The organism is Streptomyces sp. NPDC102278 (assembly GCF_044766345.1).
Taxonomy (GTDB): Bacteria; Actinomycetota; Actinomycetes; order Streptomycetales; family Streptomycetaceae; genus Streptomyces.
This window is the reverse complement of record NZ_JBIWLV010000001.1, coordinates 802,353-815,928: the sequence shown is the minus strand read 5'-3', so window position 1 is coordinate 815,928 and position 13,576 is coordinate 802,353. Positions and strand designations below refer to the sequence as shown.

Here is a 13,576-nt window from a genome sequence, read left to right as displayed (position 1 = left end):
AGACATTAGGGCGCCGTCCGTCATTCACCGTGACCCGGGTGCGGATTCCATGTGAACGAAGCGGGGCGGGCGCGTTAACCGGTTCGGTTTCGCATTTCGTCGACGGGTTGTTAACCAGCTGTTGTGCGCTCGTTGGGCCGATCACCGGAAATGCGGAATAGCTTCGGCCGGGTGCCAGCCAGTAGCAGTCGTGGCGATCGACGCATCGCCGTACTCGCAGATTCCGACACGCGGTGGAAATGGGGTGCCCTCACCGCGCGCCGCCTCGCACCCGATCACCGGCCCACCGGCTACCTGTTGCGCGGCCGGGCCACCCCCACGGCGCGCCAACTCGGCGAGGTGGGCGTGGAGACGGGCGCGGGAACGGGCGCCGGCGCCACCGCGCCGACCGAGGTGACCTGCGCCGAGTTCCTCGCGGAGATCGCCCCCGGACGCGACCGGCACGACGTCGTCGTCCTCGCCCTCGTCGGGGGCGCCGTCCAGGCCGTCCTGCACGGAGCCCGCGCACTGTGGCCCGACCCGGCCGCGCGCCCCGTGTTCGTCACCGGCTACGTCGGAGTCGTCTACGAGAAGCTCGCCGACGGTCTGCTGCTGCGGCACGGCGCCGACCTCGTCCTCGCCAACTCCCGCCACGACGCGGGCCGGTTCCGTGCCGTGTACGAGGGCGTGGGCGCCGACCCGGACGCCGTCACCGAGACCGTGCTGCCCTTCCTGGGAGGCGCCCCCCACGTACCCGACGCGGGCCGCGCCCGGACGGTCGTCTTCGCGGTCCAGCCCTCCGTGCCGGAGAGCCGCGCGGACCGCGCGTACCTCCTCGCGCGGGCCGCCGGGCACGCCCGACGCCACCCCGATCGACAGGTGGCGGTCAAACTGCGCAGCCGGCCCGGGGAGCACACCACGCACCTTGAGGAGCACCCGTACCAGCGGCTGGCCGCTCACCTGCCGGGCGGACTGCCCGCCAACTGCCGCCTGGTGTACGGGAACATGGGCGAGGTCCTGGACGGCGCCGACCTGCTGGTCACGGTCTCCTCCACCGCCGCCCTGGAATCCCTGCACCGGGGCATCCCGACCGCCGTCCTGACCGACCTCGGCGTCCGCGAGGCGCTCGGCAACCACCACTTCCTCGGCTCCGGTTGCCTGACCTCCTGGGACCGACTGGACGAGGGGCTGCTGCCGCGGGCGAACCCGGGCTGGCTGGCCGACCAGGGCGTGGCCCCGATCGCCGGGCCGGGCGCCGCCGCACGGGGCTCCTCCACGGCCGCAGCCGAGCCCGTCGACCCCTTCGGCGCCGCCCGCGCGCGAGTGGCCGAACTCCTCGGGCGGGAGCAACTCCCGCCCCTCGCCCCGTACTACACCCCGGCCACCGCCCCCGGATACCTTCCCGGCATCCTCGCCCGGCACCACCTCGGCCGCGACGGGACCCCGCTGCCCGGCGCCGCCCGACGGGACGCGGGGCGGTCCCCGGCCCGCCGCTGGCTCCGCGCGCACCTGCGCGAGGCCGCGCGGGGCGCGTACCGGCACGGCGTACAACGCGTGGCCCCCGTGATCCGGCGCCTGGGGGAGCTGTGAGCGCCCGCCCGGCCCCGCGGGCCCACGCCGCCGGCCCCGGGCCGCGGGTGCTCGCCGTGATCCCCGCCCGCGGCGGCTCCAAGGGCGTCCCGGGCAAGAACCTCGCCCAGGTCGGCGGAACCCCGCTCGTGGCACGGGCCGTACGGGCCTGCCTGGCCGCGCCCACCGTCACCGACGTGGTCGTCTCCACCGACTCCGAGGCCGTCGCGGGGGCGGCCCGGGCCGCCGGGGCCGACGCGGTGCGGCGCCCCGCCGCGCTCTCCGGGGACACCGCGAGCAGCGAGGCCGCCCTGCTCCACGCGCTGGACTCGTTCGAGGAACTCCACTCCGTCACCGTCGACGTGGTCCTCCTGGTCCAGTGCACGAGCCCCTTCCTCACGCCTTCCGACGTGGAGTCCGTCGCCGCCGCCGTTGCCTCGGGCGCGGCGGACTCCGCCCTGACCGTGGCCCCCTTCCACGGCTTCCTCTGGCGGGCGGACGCCGACGGCTCGGGCCTCGGGGTCAACCACGAGACGAGCCACCGCCCCCGCCGCCAGGACCGGCCCCAGGACCTGCTGGAGACCGGCGCCGCCTACGCGATGGCCGCCGCCGGGTTCCGTACCGCCCGGCACCGCTTCTTCGGCCGCACCCTGCCCGTCGCCACCGACCCGGCGCGGGTGCTGGAGATCGACGACCCGCACGACCTGGCCCGGGCCCGCCTCGTCGCCCCGCTGTTCGACCCCCACCCCGGACCCGACCCCCACCCCGGACCCGACCCCCACCCCGGACCCGAGCCCCTCGTACGCCCCGACCCGAACCCCGTACCCGCACGCACCGTTCGAAGGACGTCACCTGTCATGAGCGTCACCGCCAACTCCCGCCTGCGCACCTTCGGGTCGCGCACCGCCGGCCCCGGCCACCCCGTCTACGTCGTCGGCGAGATCGGCATCAACCACAACGGCGACCTCGGCAACGCCTTCGCGCTCATAGACGCCGCCGCCGAAGCCGGCTGCGACGCCGTCAAGTTCCAAAAGCGCACCCCGGAGATCTGCACCCCGCGCGACCAGTGGGACATCGAGCGCGACACCCCCTGGGGTCGGATGACCTACATCGACTACCGCCACCGCGTCGAGTTCGACGAGGCCGACTACCGCGCCATCGACGAGCACTGCGCCAAGCGCGGCATCGACTGGTTCGCCTCCCCGTGGGACACCGAGGCCGTCGCCTTCCTGGAGAAGTTCGACGTCCCCGCCCACAAGGTGGCCTCCGCCTCCCTCACCGACGACGAACTGCTGCGCGCGCTGCGCGCCACCGGACGCACCGTCGTCCTGTCCACCGGCATGTCCACCCCCCGGCAGATCCGGCACGCCGTCGAGGTGCTCGGCAGCGACAACATCCTCCTCTGTCACGCCACTTCGACCTACCCGGCCAAGGCTGAGGAACTCAACCTGAAGGTGATCGACACCCTCCGGGACGAGTACCCCAACGTCCCCATCGGCTACTCCGGCCACGAGACCGGCCTGCAGACCACCCTGGCCGCCGTCGCCCTCGGCGCCACCTTCGTCGAGCGCCACATCACCCTGGACCGCGCGATGTGGGGCTCCGACCAGGCCGCCTCCGTCGAGCCGGGCGGCCTGACCCGCCTGGTCCGCGACATCCGCACCATCGAGACCGCCCTCGGCGACGGCGTCAAGCGCGTCTACGAGTCCGAGCTGGCCCCCATGAAGAAGCTCCGCCGCTTCCAGGGCGACCTCACGGCGGTCTGACCGCCCCGCTCCGCCCGGCGCGGCCCGCGGTCCCGGCGCGCGCGGTACCCCCGCACCTGACGAGGAGAACGTGGTGACCCCTTCCGCATCCACCCTGGCCTTCGTGGAGAGCCCGGTCCAGTTGCTGAACGTGCTGGAGTGGGCGCACGCGCGCCGAGCCGACGACGGGACCGCCCGGCCTCACGACGCCGCCGCCCGCGCCGACGACGGGACCGCCCGGGCTCACGACGGGACCGACCGCACGGCAGCCGACCGCACGGCAGCCGACCGCACGGCCGCCGGCCGGCTGCTGGACGGCGTCCCGAGCCAGTGCGAACGGTCCACCGCCGCGGCGGCCCCCGGGAGCGGGGTCCCCGGGGACCGCGCCGGCGGCCCCCGCCCCGGAGCCGGGGCGTCGGGTGCGCAGGCACCGACCATCGTGGTCCTGCCGCCCACCGACCCGATGTCCCGCGGGCAGCTCCGCCGGGTCGCCGCGCTCGCCCGCGACGAGGGGTACACCGTCCACTGGCAGGAGGCGCGCGGGGGCGCCGGCGCTCCCTTCAGGGCGCTCGCGGCGCTCGCCGCCGACGTGCGCGGGGCCGAGCGGATCGTGGTGGGCGACCCCTTCTCCCGCTTCGTACAGCTCCTGCTGGCCCCGGCGCGGGCCGCCGAACTGGTGGTCGTCGACGACGGCACCGCCACCATGGAGTTCGTCGCACAGCTCGGGCGCGGGGAGCGGCTGCGCCGCTGGCACCGCACGGGGTCCGGCGCCGGGGCCCGGGTGCGCGAGCTCGCGTACGCCCCGGTGTCCGGCACCGCGCGCCGCAGGCTGACGCCGGGCGGCGGTGGCCGCGGGGTGGAGGTGTTCACCTCGATGCCTGTCACCCCGCTGCCCGGCATGGACGTCCGGCTCAACGACTTCGCCTGGACCCGGGCGCGCTTCGGCCCGCCCCGCCTGACCAGGGGAACGGACCTGGTCGGCACCTCGCTCGTGGAGACGGGCGTGGTGGATCCGGCCCGCTACCGGGCCGCGGTCCTGGCCCTGACCAGGGAACACGGCGCGACCCGGTACTTCGCGCACCGCCGCGAGTCCCCGGAGAAGCTGCGCGCCCTGAGCGAGGCGACCGGGCTGGAGATCGTACGCCCGGACCTGCCGCTGGAGCTGATCGCCCGGCGGGGGCCGGTGGGCCGCACCATCGTCAGCTTCCCGTCCACGGTCGTCCACACGCTGCCGTACGCCCTGATCGGCACGGGCGTCACCGTGGCCGTGTGTCAGGTCGACCCCCAGTGGCTCACCGCCGCCGCCTCGCCGCGGGCCCACGGCTTCCTGGCCGGGGTCACCGACACCGCCCGTGATGTGCGCAGACTCCCTGCTCAGGCCGCCCCGGCGGCCGGATGAGCGCGCGAGTTTACCCGCGCACGCATACGGTCATGCGTCCAGTGGTCGGGTTTCTTTCCCCTAACGGCATGAACTTTTTGTGATCTCCAGCCAGTTGACCCATCGGTGGGCCTACCCTTAAACGGGTGAACCAGTTGATGTCCCGCGAGTCCCAGACCGCCCTGCCCGGCAAGCCCGACCGGCCCGAGCTGCCCGGCAAGCTTCCGGACCACCTGCGTGCCGAACTGATCGCCTTCCGTCGGGACTTGCACATGCATCCCGAGTTGGGACACCAGGAGGTCCGCACCACGGCGGCGATCAAGGCCCGCCTGGAGCGGGCCGGCCTGCGACCACGGGTGCTGAAGTCCGGCACCGGCCTCATCTGTGACGTGGGGACCTGGGACGGCGGCCGGCCGATGCTGGCCCTGCGCGCGGACATCGACGCCCTGCCCATCCCGGACGCCAAGGTGCACGCCGAGTACCGGTCCACCATCCCGGACCGGGCCCACGCCTGCGGACACGACGTCCACACCTCGGTCGTGCTCGGCGCCGGCCTGGTGCTGGCCGAACTCGACCGGCAGGGTCTGCTCCCGCACCCGGTGCGGCTGCTCTTCCAGCCCGCCGAGGAGGTCCTGCCCGGCGGCGCGAGCGACGCCATCGAATCCGGGGTGCTGGACGGCGTGGGCAAGATCATCGCGGTGCACTGCGACCCCCGCGTGGACTCGGGGCGGATCGGACTGCGGTCCGGCCCCATCACCTCGGCCTGCGACCGCCTGGAGGTCACCCTGGCCGGTCCCGGCGGGCACACCGCCCGCCCGCACCTGACCACCGACCTCGTGACGGCCGCCGCGCGGGTCGCCGTGGACGTTCCGGCCGTGCTGGCCCGCAGGATGGACGCCCGCTCGGGCATGTCGGTCACCTGGGGCCGGATCGAGTCCGGGCACGCCTGCAACGTCATCCCGATGCACGCGGAACTCTCCGGAACCGTTCGCTGCCTGGACATCGACGCCTGGCACGAGGCCCCCGACCAGATCCACGCGGCCATCGACGAGATCGCGACCCTGCACCGCGCCAAGTCGGAGATCACGTACGTCCGGGGCGTCCCGCCGGTGGTCAACGACCCGGCGGTCACCGAACTGCTCCGCGAGTCCATGGCGGCCCGGCTCGGCGTGGAGTCGATCGAGGACACCGAGCAGAGCCTGGGCGGGGAGGACTTCTCCTGGTACCTGGAGCACGTCCCCGGCGCCATGGCCCGGCTGGGCGTCCGCAAGCCCGGGGACACGACCAAGAAGGACCTGCACCGGGGCGACTTCGACGTGGACGAGTCCGCGATCGGGGTCGGTGTGGAGTTCTTCACCGCCGCGGCCCTGCTCGACGGGCAGGACGAGGCCCGACTGGACGTCCGCCGGGGGCGGTCGGTCGGGTAACGCCGCCCGCGCGGAGTCGGCCCCCCGGCAGGAGCCGCGGACATGGTCGCGGTCCGGGTCGCGGTCCGGGTCGCGGTCAGGGCCGGGCAAAGTCCCTACATCATGCGGTGGCCCGCGGGTATACGTGTCCAGCCCTTGGTACACAAGGGCTGGACCCGAGAGGAGTCACCGAGCGGTCACTGTCCGGTTCGCGACGATCCGATAACGACTCATGAACGGGCCTTTAACTGACATCTACGCGCGTTACGATCGCCGCGAAACCAGCGCCGGTCGTGGCGCTTCGGTCAGGTTTTGAAGGAGCCTCCCCTTGCGCCGGATCACCAGGATCGCCACCGTGGGCCTCGCGTCCGCCGCGCTGGCCCTTTCGGCCACCGCCTGTGGCGGTAAGAAGTCGTCTGACACCCCCTCGTCGTCCTCCTCGGACACGAAGGCCGCTGCCGGCGCCGCCATCGCGTACGACATCGGTGGCCGCGGCGACCAGTCGTTCAACGACGCCGCCTTCGCGGGCCTCGAGAAGGCCAAGTCGGAGCTGAAGATCACCACCGCCGAGGCGGAGCCCACCGACGGCGAGGGCGAGGCCGACAAGGTCCAGCGCCTCACCGAGCTGGCCCGCAAGGGCAACAACCCGGTGATCGGCGTCGGTTTCGCCTACGCCCCGGCCATCAAGAAGGTCGCGCCGAAGTTCCCGAACACCACGTTCGGCATCATCGACGACACCTCGGTGACCGGTAAGAACATCGCCAACCTGGTCTTCAACGAGGAGCAGGGCTCCTACCTCGCCGGCGTCGCCGCCGCCAAGGTCTCGAAGACCGGCACGGTCGGCTTCATCGGCGGTGTCGAGGTTCCGCTGATCAAGAAGTTCGAGGCGGGCTTCACCCAGGGCGTCAAGGACACCAACCCGAACGCCAAGGTGCTGTCGGCCTACCTGACGCAGCCCCCGGACTTCGGTGGCTTCTCCAAGCCCGACCTGGGCAAGGCCGCCGCCAACGGCCAGATCGACGCGGGCGGTGCCGACGTGGTCTACGCCGCCGCCGGTCTCGCCGGCTCCGGTGCCATCGAGGCCGCCTCGGCCAAGGGCAAGTGGGCCATCGGCGTCGACTCCGACCAGTACAACCAGGCCGGTCTGTCGAAGTACAAGGACCGCATCCTGACCTCGGTCACCAAGGACGTCTCCGACTCGGTCTACAACCTGATCAAGTCGGTCAAGGACGGCAAGCCGCAGAACGGCGAGATCCGTTACGGCCTGGACAAGGACGGCGTCGGCCTGGCCGACTCCAACCCCGAGTACAAGAAGATGGCCGAAGTCCTCGCCGCGGTGGAGAAGGCCAAGGCCGACATCATCGCCAAGAAGATCACTGTCAAGACCGCCCCGTAAGGGCCGTCCGACATGCGGTAATGGTCTCCGGGGTCCGGGAAGCGGTCTCTATCGCTCCCGGGCCCCGAGCCGTGTTCTGTGTTCCTTGTGGTCAGCTGGCCGCAAGTTTTCACTTTCGACAGTGCTACGCGCGTAGAGGCATCGTGGACGCGATACCTTCTCTCCCCGCCCTGTCCTCCTGCCTCCAGCTCCTTCCGCGCCAAGGAGAGTGCGTCATCAACGCGTCCAGCCCCCCTCTCGCCGTAGAACTGCACGGCATCACCAAGCGCTTCCCCGGCGTCGTCGCCAACAAGGACATCGCGATCACCGTCCGCAAGGGCACGGTCCACGCCCTCGTCGGTGAGAACGGCGCCGGCAAGTCGACCCTGATGAAGATCCTCTACGGCATGCAGAAGCCGGACGAGGGCACCATCGCCATCGACGGGGAGCAGGTCACCTTCTCCAGCCCCGGCGACGCCATCGCCCGCGGCATCGGCATGGTGCACCAGCACTTCATGCTGGCCGACAACCTCACCGTCCTGGAGAACGTGGTTCTCGGCGGCGAGAAGCTCTACGGCATCGGCGCCAAGGCCCGCAAGAAGATCAAGGAGATCTCGGACGCGTACGGCCTCGGCGTGCGCCCCGACGCCCTGGTCGAGGACCTCGGTGTCGCCGACCGCCAGCGCGTGGAGATCCTCAAGGTCCTCTACCGCGGCGCGAAGATCCTCATCCTCGACGAGCCGACCGCCGTGCTCGTGCCGCAGGAAGTGGACGCGCTCTTCGACAACCTGCGCGAGCTCAAGGCCGAAGGCCTGACCGTCATCTTCATCTCGCACAAGCTGGGCGAGGTCCTGAAGGTCGCGGACGACATCACCGTCATCCGCCGCGGCACCACGGTCGGCACCGCCGACCCGCGCAACACCACCCCCAAGCAGCTCGCCGAGCTGATGGTCGGCTCCGAACTCCCCTCGCCGGAGACCCGCGAGTCCACCGTGACGGACGTCCCGATGCTGGAGGTGGCGGGTCTGACCGTCGCCGAGGGCGGCCTCTCACCCGTCAACACCGAGGACACCGCGCGCACGCCGGGTCTGTCGGACGCCTTCGTCCACGAGCCGGCCGGCATCAGCCGCCTGCTCCTGGACGACATCGCCTTCACGATCCACAAGGGCGAGGTCCTCGGCATCGCGGGCGTCGAGGGCAACGGCCAGACCGAGTTGATCGAAGCCCTGATGGGCATGACCACCCCGGACGCCGGCGTCATCACCCTCGACGGCACCGAGATCACCAAGGCGTCGGTCCGCAAGCGCCGCGAGGGCGGCATCGGGTACATCCCCGAGGACCGCCACCGGCACGGCCTGTTGCTGGAATCCCCGCTGTGGGAGAACCGCATCCTGGGTCACGTCACCGAGGCGCCGAACTCCAAGCGCGGCATCCTGGACCCGAAGGCCGCCCGCAAGGACACCGAGCGGATCGTGCGCGAGTACGACGTCCGCACCCCCGGCATCGAGGTGACCGCGGCCTCGCTCTCCGGCGGCAACCAGCAGAAGCTGATCGTCGGCCGCGAGATGAGCCACAACCCGAAGTTCCTCATCGCCGCCCACCCCACCCGCGGTGTGGACGTCGGCGCGCAGGCGCAGATCTGGGACGCCATCCGCGAGGCCCGCCGCGAGGGACTGGCCGTGCTCCTGATCTCCGCGGACCTGGACGAGCTGATCGGCCTGTCCGACACCCTGCGCGTGATCTACCGCGGCCGCCTGGTCGCGGACGCGGACCCCGCGACCGTCACCCCCGAGGAGCTCGGCACCGCCATGACGGGCGCCGCCTCCGGGCACCTGGAAGCCACCGACAACCACTCCGCCGGTACCGACGCTGGTGCCGATGCCCCGGAGGACGAGGCCCGATGAAGAAATTCGACAAGGACCGGCTGCTCCTCGGCTTCGCCGGCCCCGCGCTCGCGCTGGTCAGCGCCTTCCTGCTGACCATGGTCGTGCTGGCCGCGACGGGCGTGGACCCGATCGAGCCCATGCGGCTCATGGTCGAGAACGCCTCCTACGAGGACGTACAGGTCCTCATCGTGAACCAGGCCGGTACGTACTACCTGGCGGCCCTGGCCGTGGCCATCGGCTTCCGGATGAACCTCTTCAACATCGGTGTCGACGGCCAGTACCGCCTGGCCGCGATGATCTCGGCCGTGGTCGGCACCGCCGTCACCCTGCCGGGCCCGCTGCACATCCTGCTGATCGTGGTCGTCGCCATGCTGACCGGTGCCTTCTGGGCCGGCATCGCGGGTGTCCTGAAGGCCAAGCGCGGGGTCAGCGAGGTCGTCTCCACGATCATGCTGAACGCCATCGCGACCAGCCTGATCGCCTGGCTGATCCTGCCGAAGAACCTCGGCATCCAGCCGGCGGGCTCCAACGACCTGACCACGGGCGACATCGCCGAATCGGGCTGGTTCCCGGCGCTGTCCATCGGTGACGGCCTGGAGATCTACGGCTTCACCTTCGTGGCCTTCGCCCTCGGCATCGTCTACTGGTTCGTGCTCAACCGCACCCGCTTCGGCTTCGACCTGCGCGCCACCGGCGCCAGCGAGTCCGCCGCCCAGGCCTCCGGTGTGGACGCCAAGAAGATGATCATCACCTCGATGCTGATCTCGGGCGCCGTCGCCGGTCTGTCCGGCATGCCGCAGCTGCTGGGCGAGACCCACACGTACAACCTCTCCTTCCCGGTCGGTGTCGGCTTCACCGGCATCACCATCGCGCTGCTCGGCCGCAACAGCCCGGTCGGCATCCTCCTCGCCGCGTTCCTGATGGCCTTCATCGACAAGGCCTCGGCCTCGCTCGACACGGCCGGGTACGCGAAGGAGATCGGCACGATCATGAAGGGCCTCATCGTGATCGCGGTCGTCGTCTCGTACGAGCTCGTCCGCCGTTACGGCATCCGCCGCCAGCAGCAGAAGGTCGGCGAGGAACTGGCCGCGGGCCACGCCATCAAGACCGACAAGGAGGTCGCGGCGTGAGCACCAGCACCGTTTCCGCGACGGCCGCCGCCCCGAAGAAGTCCGGCGGCCGCAAGAAGCTCAGCCTGCCCTGGATCATGCTGATCATCGCGGGTGGTCTCGCGCTGATCTCGCTGGTCCGCATCCTCAGCGGCGCCAACGACCTGACCTCGGTCGGCCAGGTGTCGGGCGCCCTGTCCCTCGCCGTGCCGATCGGTCTCGCCGGTCTCGGCGGTCTGTGGGCCGAGCGCGCGGGCGTCGTCAACATCGGCCTCGAAGGCATGATGATCCTCGGCACCTGGTTCGGTGCCTGGGCCGGTTACCAGTGGGGCCCCTGGACCGGCGTCATGGCCGGCATCATCGGTGGCGCCATCGGCGGCCTGCTGCACGCGATCATCACGATCACCTTCAACGTCAACCACATCGTCTCCGGTGTGGCCGTGAACATCCTGGCCCTGGGCTTCACCCAGTACCTGTCGAACTTCACGTTCGCGGACGCTCCGGGCGGTTCGTCCAAGCAGTCCCCGTCGATCGAACCGATCTACAAGATCACCGTGCCGGGGTTGTCCGACTGGATGGCCGATCTCCAGGGCAAGCACTGGTTCTTCGTCTCGGACCTGGCCGGCGTCATCGGCGGCCTGGTCACCGAGCTGTCGCTGCTGACGGTCGTCGCGCTGCTGCTGATCCCGGGCACCTGGTGGGTGCTGTGGCGCACCACCTTCGGCCTGCGGCTGCGCTCCTGCGGCGAGAACCCGGTGGCCGCCGAGTCCCTCGGCGTCAACGTGTACAAGTACAAGTACATCGCCGTGATCGTCTCGGGCGGCCTGGCCGGCCTCGGCGGCGCGTTCCTGTCGATCGTCGCCAGCTCGATCTACCAGGAGGGGCAGACCGGCGGTCGCGGTTACATCGGTCTCGCCGCGATGATCTTCGGTAACTGGATGCCGGGCGGCATGGCGCTCGGCGCGGGCCTGTTCGGCTTCATCGACAGCCTCAAGCTGCGCGGTGGCGCCGAGAACGTCCACGCGCTGCTGCTGCTCGTCGCGATCGTGCTCCTGCTCGCAGCCGCCTGGCAGGGCTACCGGAAGAAGTACGTCCCGGCGGCCGTCTCCGCGGTCTTCGCCGTGCTGATCTTCCTCTGGTACGCCACGACCGACTCGGTCCCGAGCCAGTTCGTGGACGCGGCCCCGTACGTCACCACCCTGCTGGTGCTCGCGCTCTCCGCGCAGCGCCTGAGGATGCCGAAGGCGGACGGCATGCCGTACCGCAAGGGCCAGGGCAAGTGACCACGGCCGGCGCCCCCGACTGGGACAGTCTGCGCAAGGCGGCCCGGGACGCGATGTCCCGGGCGTACGCCCCCTACTCGGGCTTCCCGGTCGGGGTGGCCGCGCTGGTCGACGACGGCCGCACCATCGTCGGCTGCAACGTGGAGAACGCCAGCTACGGCCTCGGCCTGTGCGCCGAGTGCGGCCTCGTGTCCTCCCTCCAGGCCACGGGCGGCGGCCGGCTGACGCACTTCACGTGCGTGGACGGCAAGGGCGACATCCTGGTCCCGTGCGGCCGCTGTCGCCAGCTGCTGTTCGAGTTCGGCGGCCCCGATCTCCAGGTGGAGACGCCGGAGGGCATCCTGCCGCTCTCCGCGATGCTCCCGCAGGCCTTCGGGCCCGACCACCTCAGATAGCCGCATCCCTGTGACGGCCCTTCCGCCCGCGTGCGGAAGGGCCGTTCCCCTTCACCCCTCCCATGCACCCCGCATGTCTCTATGCGCGTAGAGTTTTCGAACGTACGCACCGCCGGAAGGAAGTCACCCTCATGGACGTCATCTCCGTCATCCGCACCAAGCGCGACCGCGGCGAACTCAGCCCCGAGCAGATCGACTGGGTCATCGACGCGTACACGCGCGGCGTGGTCGCCGACGAGCAGATGTCCGCGCTGGCGATGGCCATCCTGCTCAACGGCATGAACCGCACCGAGATCGCCCGCTGGACCGCCGCGATGATCGCCTCCGGCGAGCGGATGAACTTCGACTCCCTCTCCCGCCCGACCGCCGACAAGCACTCCACCGGCGGCGTCGGCGACAAGATCACCCTGCCGCTGGCCCCGCTCGTCGCCGCCTGCGGCGCGGCCGTCCCGCAGCTCTCCGGCCGCGGCCTCGGCCACACCGGCGGCACCCTGGACAAGCTGGAGTCCATCCCCGGCTGGCGCGCCCTCCTCTCCAACGAGGAGATGCTGCACGTCCTCGACACCACCGGCGCCGTCATCTGCGCGGCGGGCGACGGCCTGGCCCCGGCCGACAAGAAGCTGTACGCACTGCGCGACGTCACCGGCACCGTCGAGGCCATCCCGCTCATCGCCTCCTCGATCATGTCGAAGAAGATCGCCGAAGGCACCGGCTCGCTGGTCCTGGACGTCAAGGTCGGCAGCGGCGCCTTCATGAAGAACATCGAGGACGCGCGCGAGCTCGCCTCGACGATGGTCGCCCTCGGCACCGACAGCGGCGTCAAGACCATCGCCCTGCTCACCGACATGTCCACCCCGCTCGGCCTGACGGCCGGCAACGCGCTGGAGATCCGCGAGTCCGTCGAGGTCCTCGCCGGCGGCGGCCCCTCCGACGTGGTCGAGCTGACCCTGGCCCTGGCCCGCGAGATGCTGGACGCGGCGGGCATCAAGGACGCCGACCCGGAGAAGGCCCTGGCCGACGGCTCCGCGATGGACGTCTGGCGCCGGATGATCTCCGCCCAGGGCGGTGACCCGGACGCGGCCCTGCCGGTGGCCCGCGAGCACCACGTGGTCACGGCCACCGAGTCCGGCGTGCTGACCCGCCTGGACGCGTACGGCGTGGGCGTCGGCGCCTGGCGCCTGGGCGCGGGCCGCGCGCGCAAGGAGGACCCGGTGCAGGCCGGCGCGGGCATCGAGCTGCACGCCAAGCCGGGCGACACCGTGGTGGCGGGCCAGCCGCTGATGACGCTGCACACCGACACCCCGGAGAAGTTCGACTACGCGCTGTCCGCGCTGGAGGGCACCTTCGACATCGCGGCGGCGGGAACCTCGTTCACCGCCACGCCGATCGTCCTGGACCGCATCGCCTGACCTGCGGCCGCCTTGGGGTGAACGGGACCGGTGGATGCCACC

The 13,576-nt window shown here is 71.4% G+C and carries 10 protein-coding genes and 1 pseudogene; all 11 read left to right on the top strand.

Going from position 1 to position 13,576, the window contains the following annotated elements:
• The first annotated feature begins 150 nt into the window (after positions 1 to 150).
• The 11 genes and pseudogenes from ACIRO3_RS03740 (at position 151) to ACIRO3_RS03690 (ending at position 13,534) form a co-directional block, all read left to right on the top strand.
• Positions 151 to 1,569 carry a DUF6716 putative glycosyltransferase gene (locus ACIRO3_RS03740; protein ID WP_404131995.1) on the top strand — a complete coding sequence of 473 codons (1,419 nt, stop codon included), beginning with the start codon at positions 151 to 153 and terminating at the stop codon, positions 1,567 to 1,569.
• Positions 1,566 to 2,003 (top strand): annotated as a pseudogene (locus ACIRO3_RS03735) (cytidylyltransferase domain-containing protein); the annotation flags it as partial. The gene ACIRO3_RS03740 and the pseudogene ACIRO3_RS03735, both read left to right, overlap by 4 nt.
• Before the next feature lie 402 nt (positions 2,004 to 2,405).
• Complete coding sequence (locus tag ACIRO3_RS03730; protein ID WP_366001019.1) at positions 2,406 to 3,314, top strand: N-acetylneuraminate synthase family protein; 909 nt, start codon at positions 2,406 to 2,408, stop codon at positions 3,312 to 3,314.
• Between the two features lie 73 nt (positions 3,315 to 3,387).
• Positions 3,388 to 4,692, top strand: a complete 1,305-nt coding sequence (locus tag ACIRO3_RS03725) for a hypothetical protein (RefSeq protein WP_404131992.1) — start codon at positions 3,388 to 3,390, stop codon at positions 4,690 to 4,692.
• Between the two features lie 137 nt (positions 4,693 to 4,829).
• Complete coding sequence (locus ACIRO3_RS03720) at positions 4,830 to 6,098, top strand: amidohydrolase (RefSeq protein WP_404132360.1); 1,269 nt, start codon at positions 4,830 to 4,832, stop codon at positions 6,096 to 6,098.
• 307 nt (positions 6,099 to 6,405) lie between these two features.
• The gene (locus tag ACIRO3_RS03715; RefSeq protein ID WP_361778312.1) at positions 6,406 to 7,473 is read left to right on the top strand and encodes a BMP family ABC transporter substrate-binding protein; all 1,068 of its coding nucleotides are present in this window, start codon (positions 6,406 to 6,408) and stop codon (positions 7,471 to 7,473) included.
• A gap of 143 nt (positions 7,474 to 7,616) precedes the next feature.
• A complete protein-coding gene (locus ACIRO3_RS03710) occupies positions 7,617 to 9,356 on the top strand; it encodes an ABC transporter ATP-binding protein (protein ID WP_404131989.1) in 1,740 nt (579 codons plus the stop codon).
• A complete protein-coding gene (locus tag ACIRO3_RS03705) occupies positions 9,353 to 10,468 on the top strand; it encodes an ABC transporter permease (RefSeq protein WP_361778318.1) in 1,116 nt (371 codons plus the stop codon). Before ACIRO3_RS03710 ends, ACIRO3_RS03705 begins: the two co-directional genes overlap by 4 nt.
• Positions 10,465 to 11,730: an ABC transporter permease gene (locus ACIRO3_RS03700; RefSeq protein WP_366148829.1), complete on the top strand. Its 1,266-nt coding sequence runs from the start codon at positions 10,465 to 10,467 to the stop codon at positions 11,728 to 11,730. The genes ACIRO3_RS03705 and ACIRO3_RS03700 overlap by 4 nt, the downstream gene beginning before the upstream one ends.
• Complete coding sequence (locus ACIRO3_RS03695; protein WP_361778324.1) at positions 11,727 to 12,125, top strand: cytidine deaminase; 399 nt, start codon at positions 11,727 to 11,729, stop codon at positions 12,123 to 12,125. The genes ACIRO3_RS03700 and ACIRO3_RS03695 overlap by 4 nt, the downstream gene beginning before the upstream one ends.
• Before the next feature lie 131 nt (positions 12,126 to 12,256).
• Positions 12,257 to 13,534, top strand: coding sequence for a thymidine phosphorylase (locus ACIRO3_RS03690; protein WP_361778327.1), 1,278 nt, complete (start codon positions 12,257 to 12,259; stop codon positions 13,532 to 13,534).
• The last annotated feature ends 42 nt before the right edge of the window (positions 13,535 to 13,576 follow it).

Excerpts from the sequence above, each read along its gene's own strand:
- ACIRO3_RS03740 (WP_404131995.1), top strand. The coding sequence starts at position 151 with ATGCGGAATAGCTTCGGCCGGGTGCCAGCCAGTAGCAGTCGTGGCGAT.
- ACIRO3_RS03730 (WP_366001019.1), top strand. The coding sequence starts at position 2,406 with ATGAGCGTCACCGCCAACTCCCGCCTGCGCACCTTCGGGTCGCGCACC.
- ACIRO3_RS03720 (WP_404132360.1), top strand. The coding sequence starts at position 4,830 with ATGTCCCGCGAGTCCCAGACCGCCCTGCCCGGCAAGCCCGACCGGCCC.
- ACIRO3_RS03705 (WP_361778318.1), top strand. The coding sequence starts at position 9,353 with ATGAAGAAATTCGACAAGGACCGGCTGCTCCTCGGCTTCGCCGGCCCC.
- ACIRO3_RS03690 (WP_361778327.1), top strand. The coding sequence starts at position 12,257 with ATGGACGTCATCTCCGTCATCCGCACCAAGCGCGACCGCGGCGAACTC.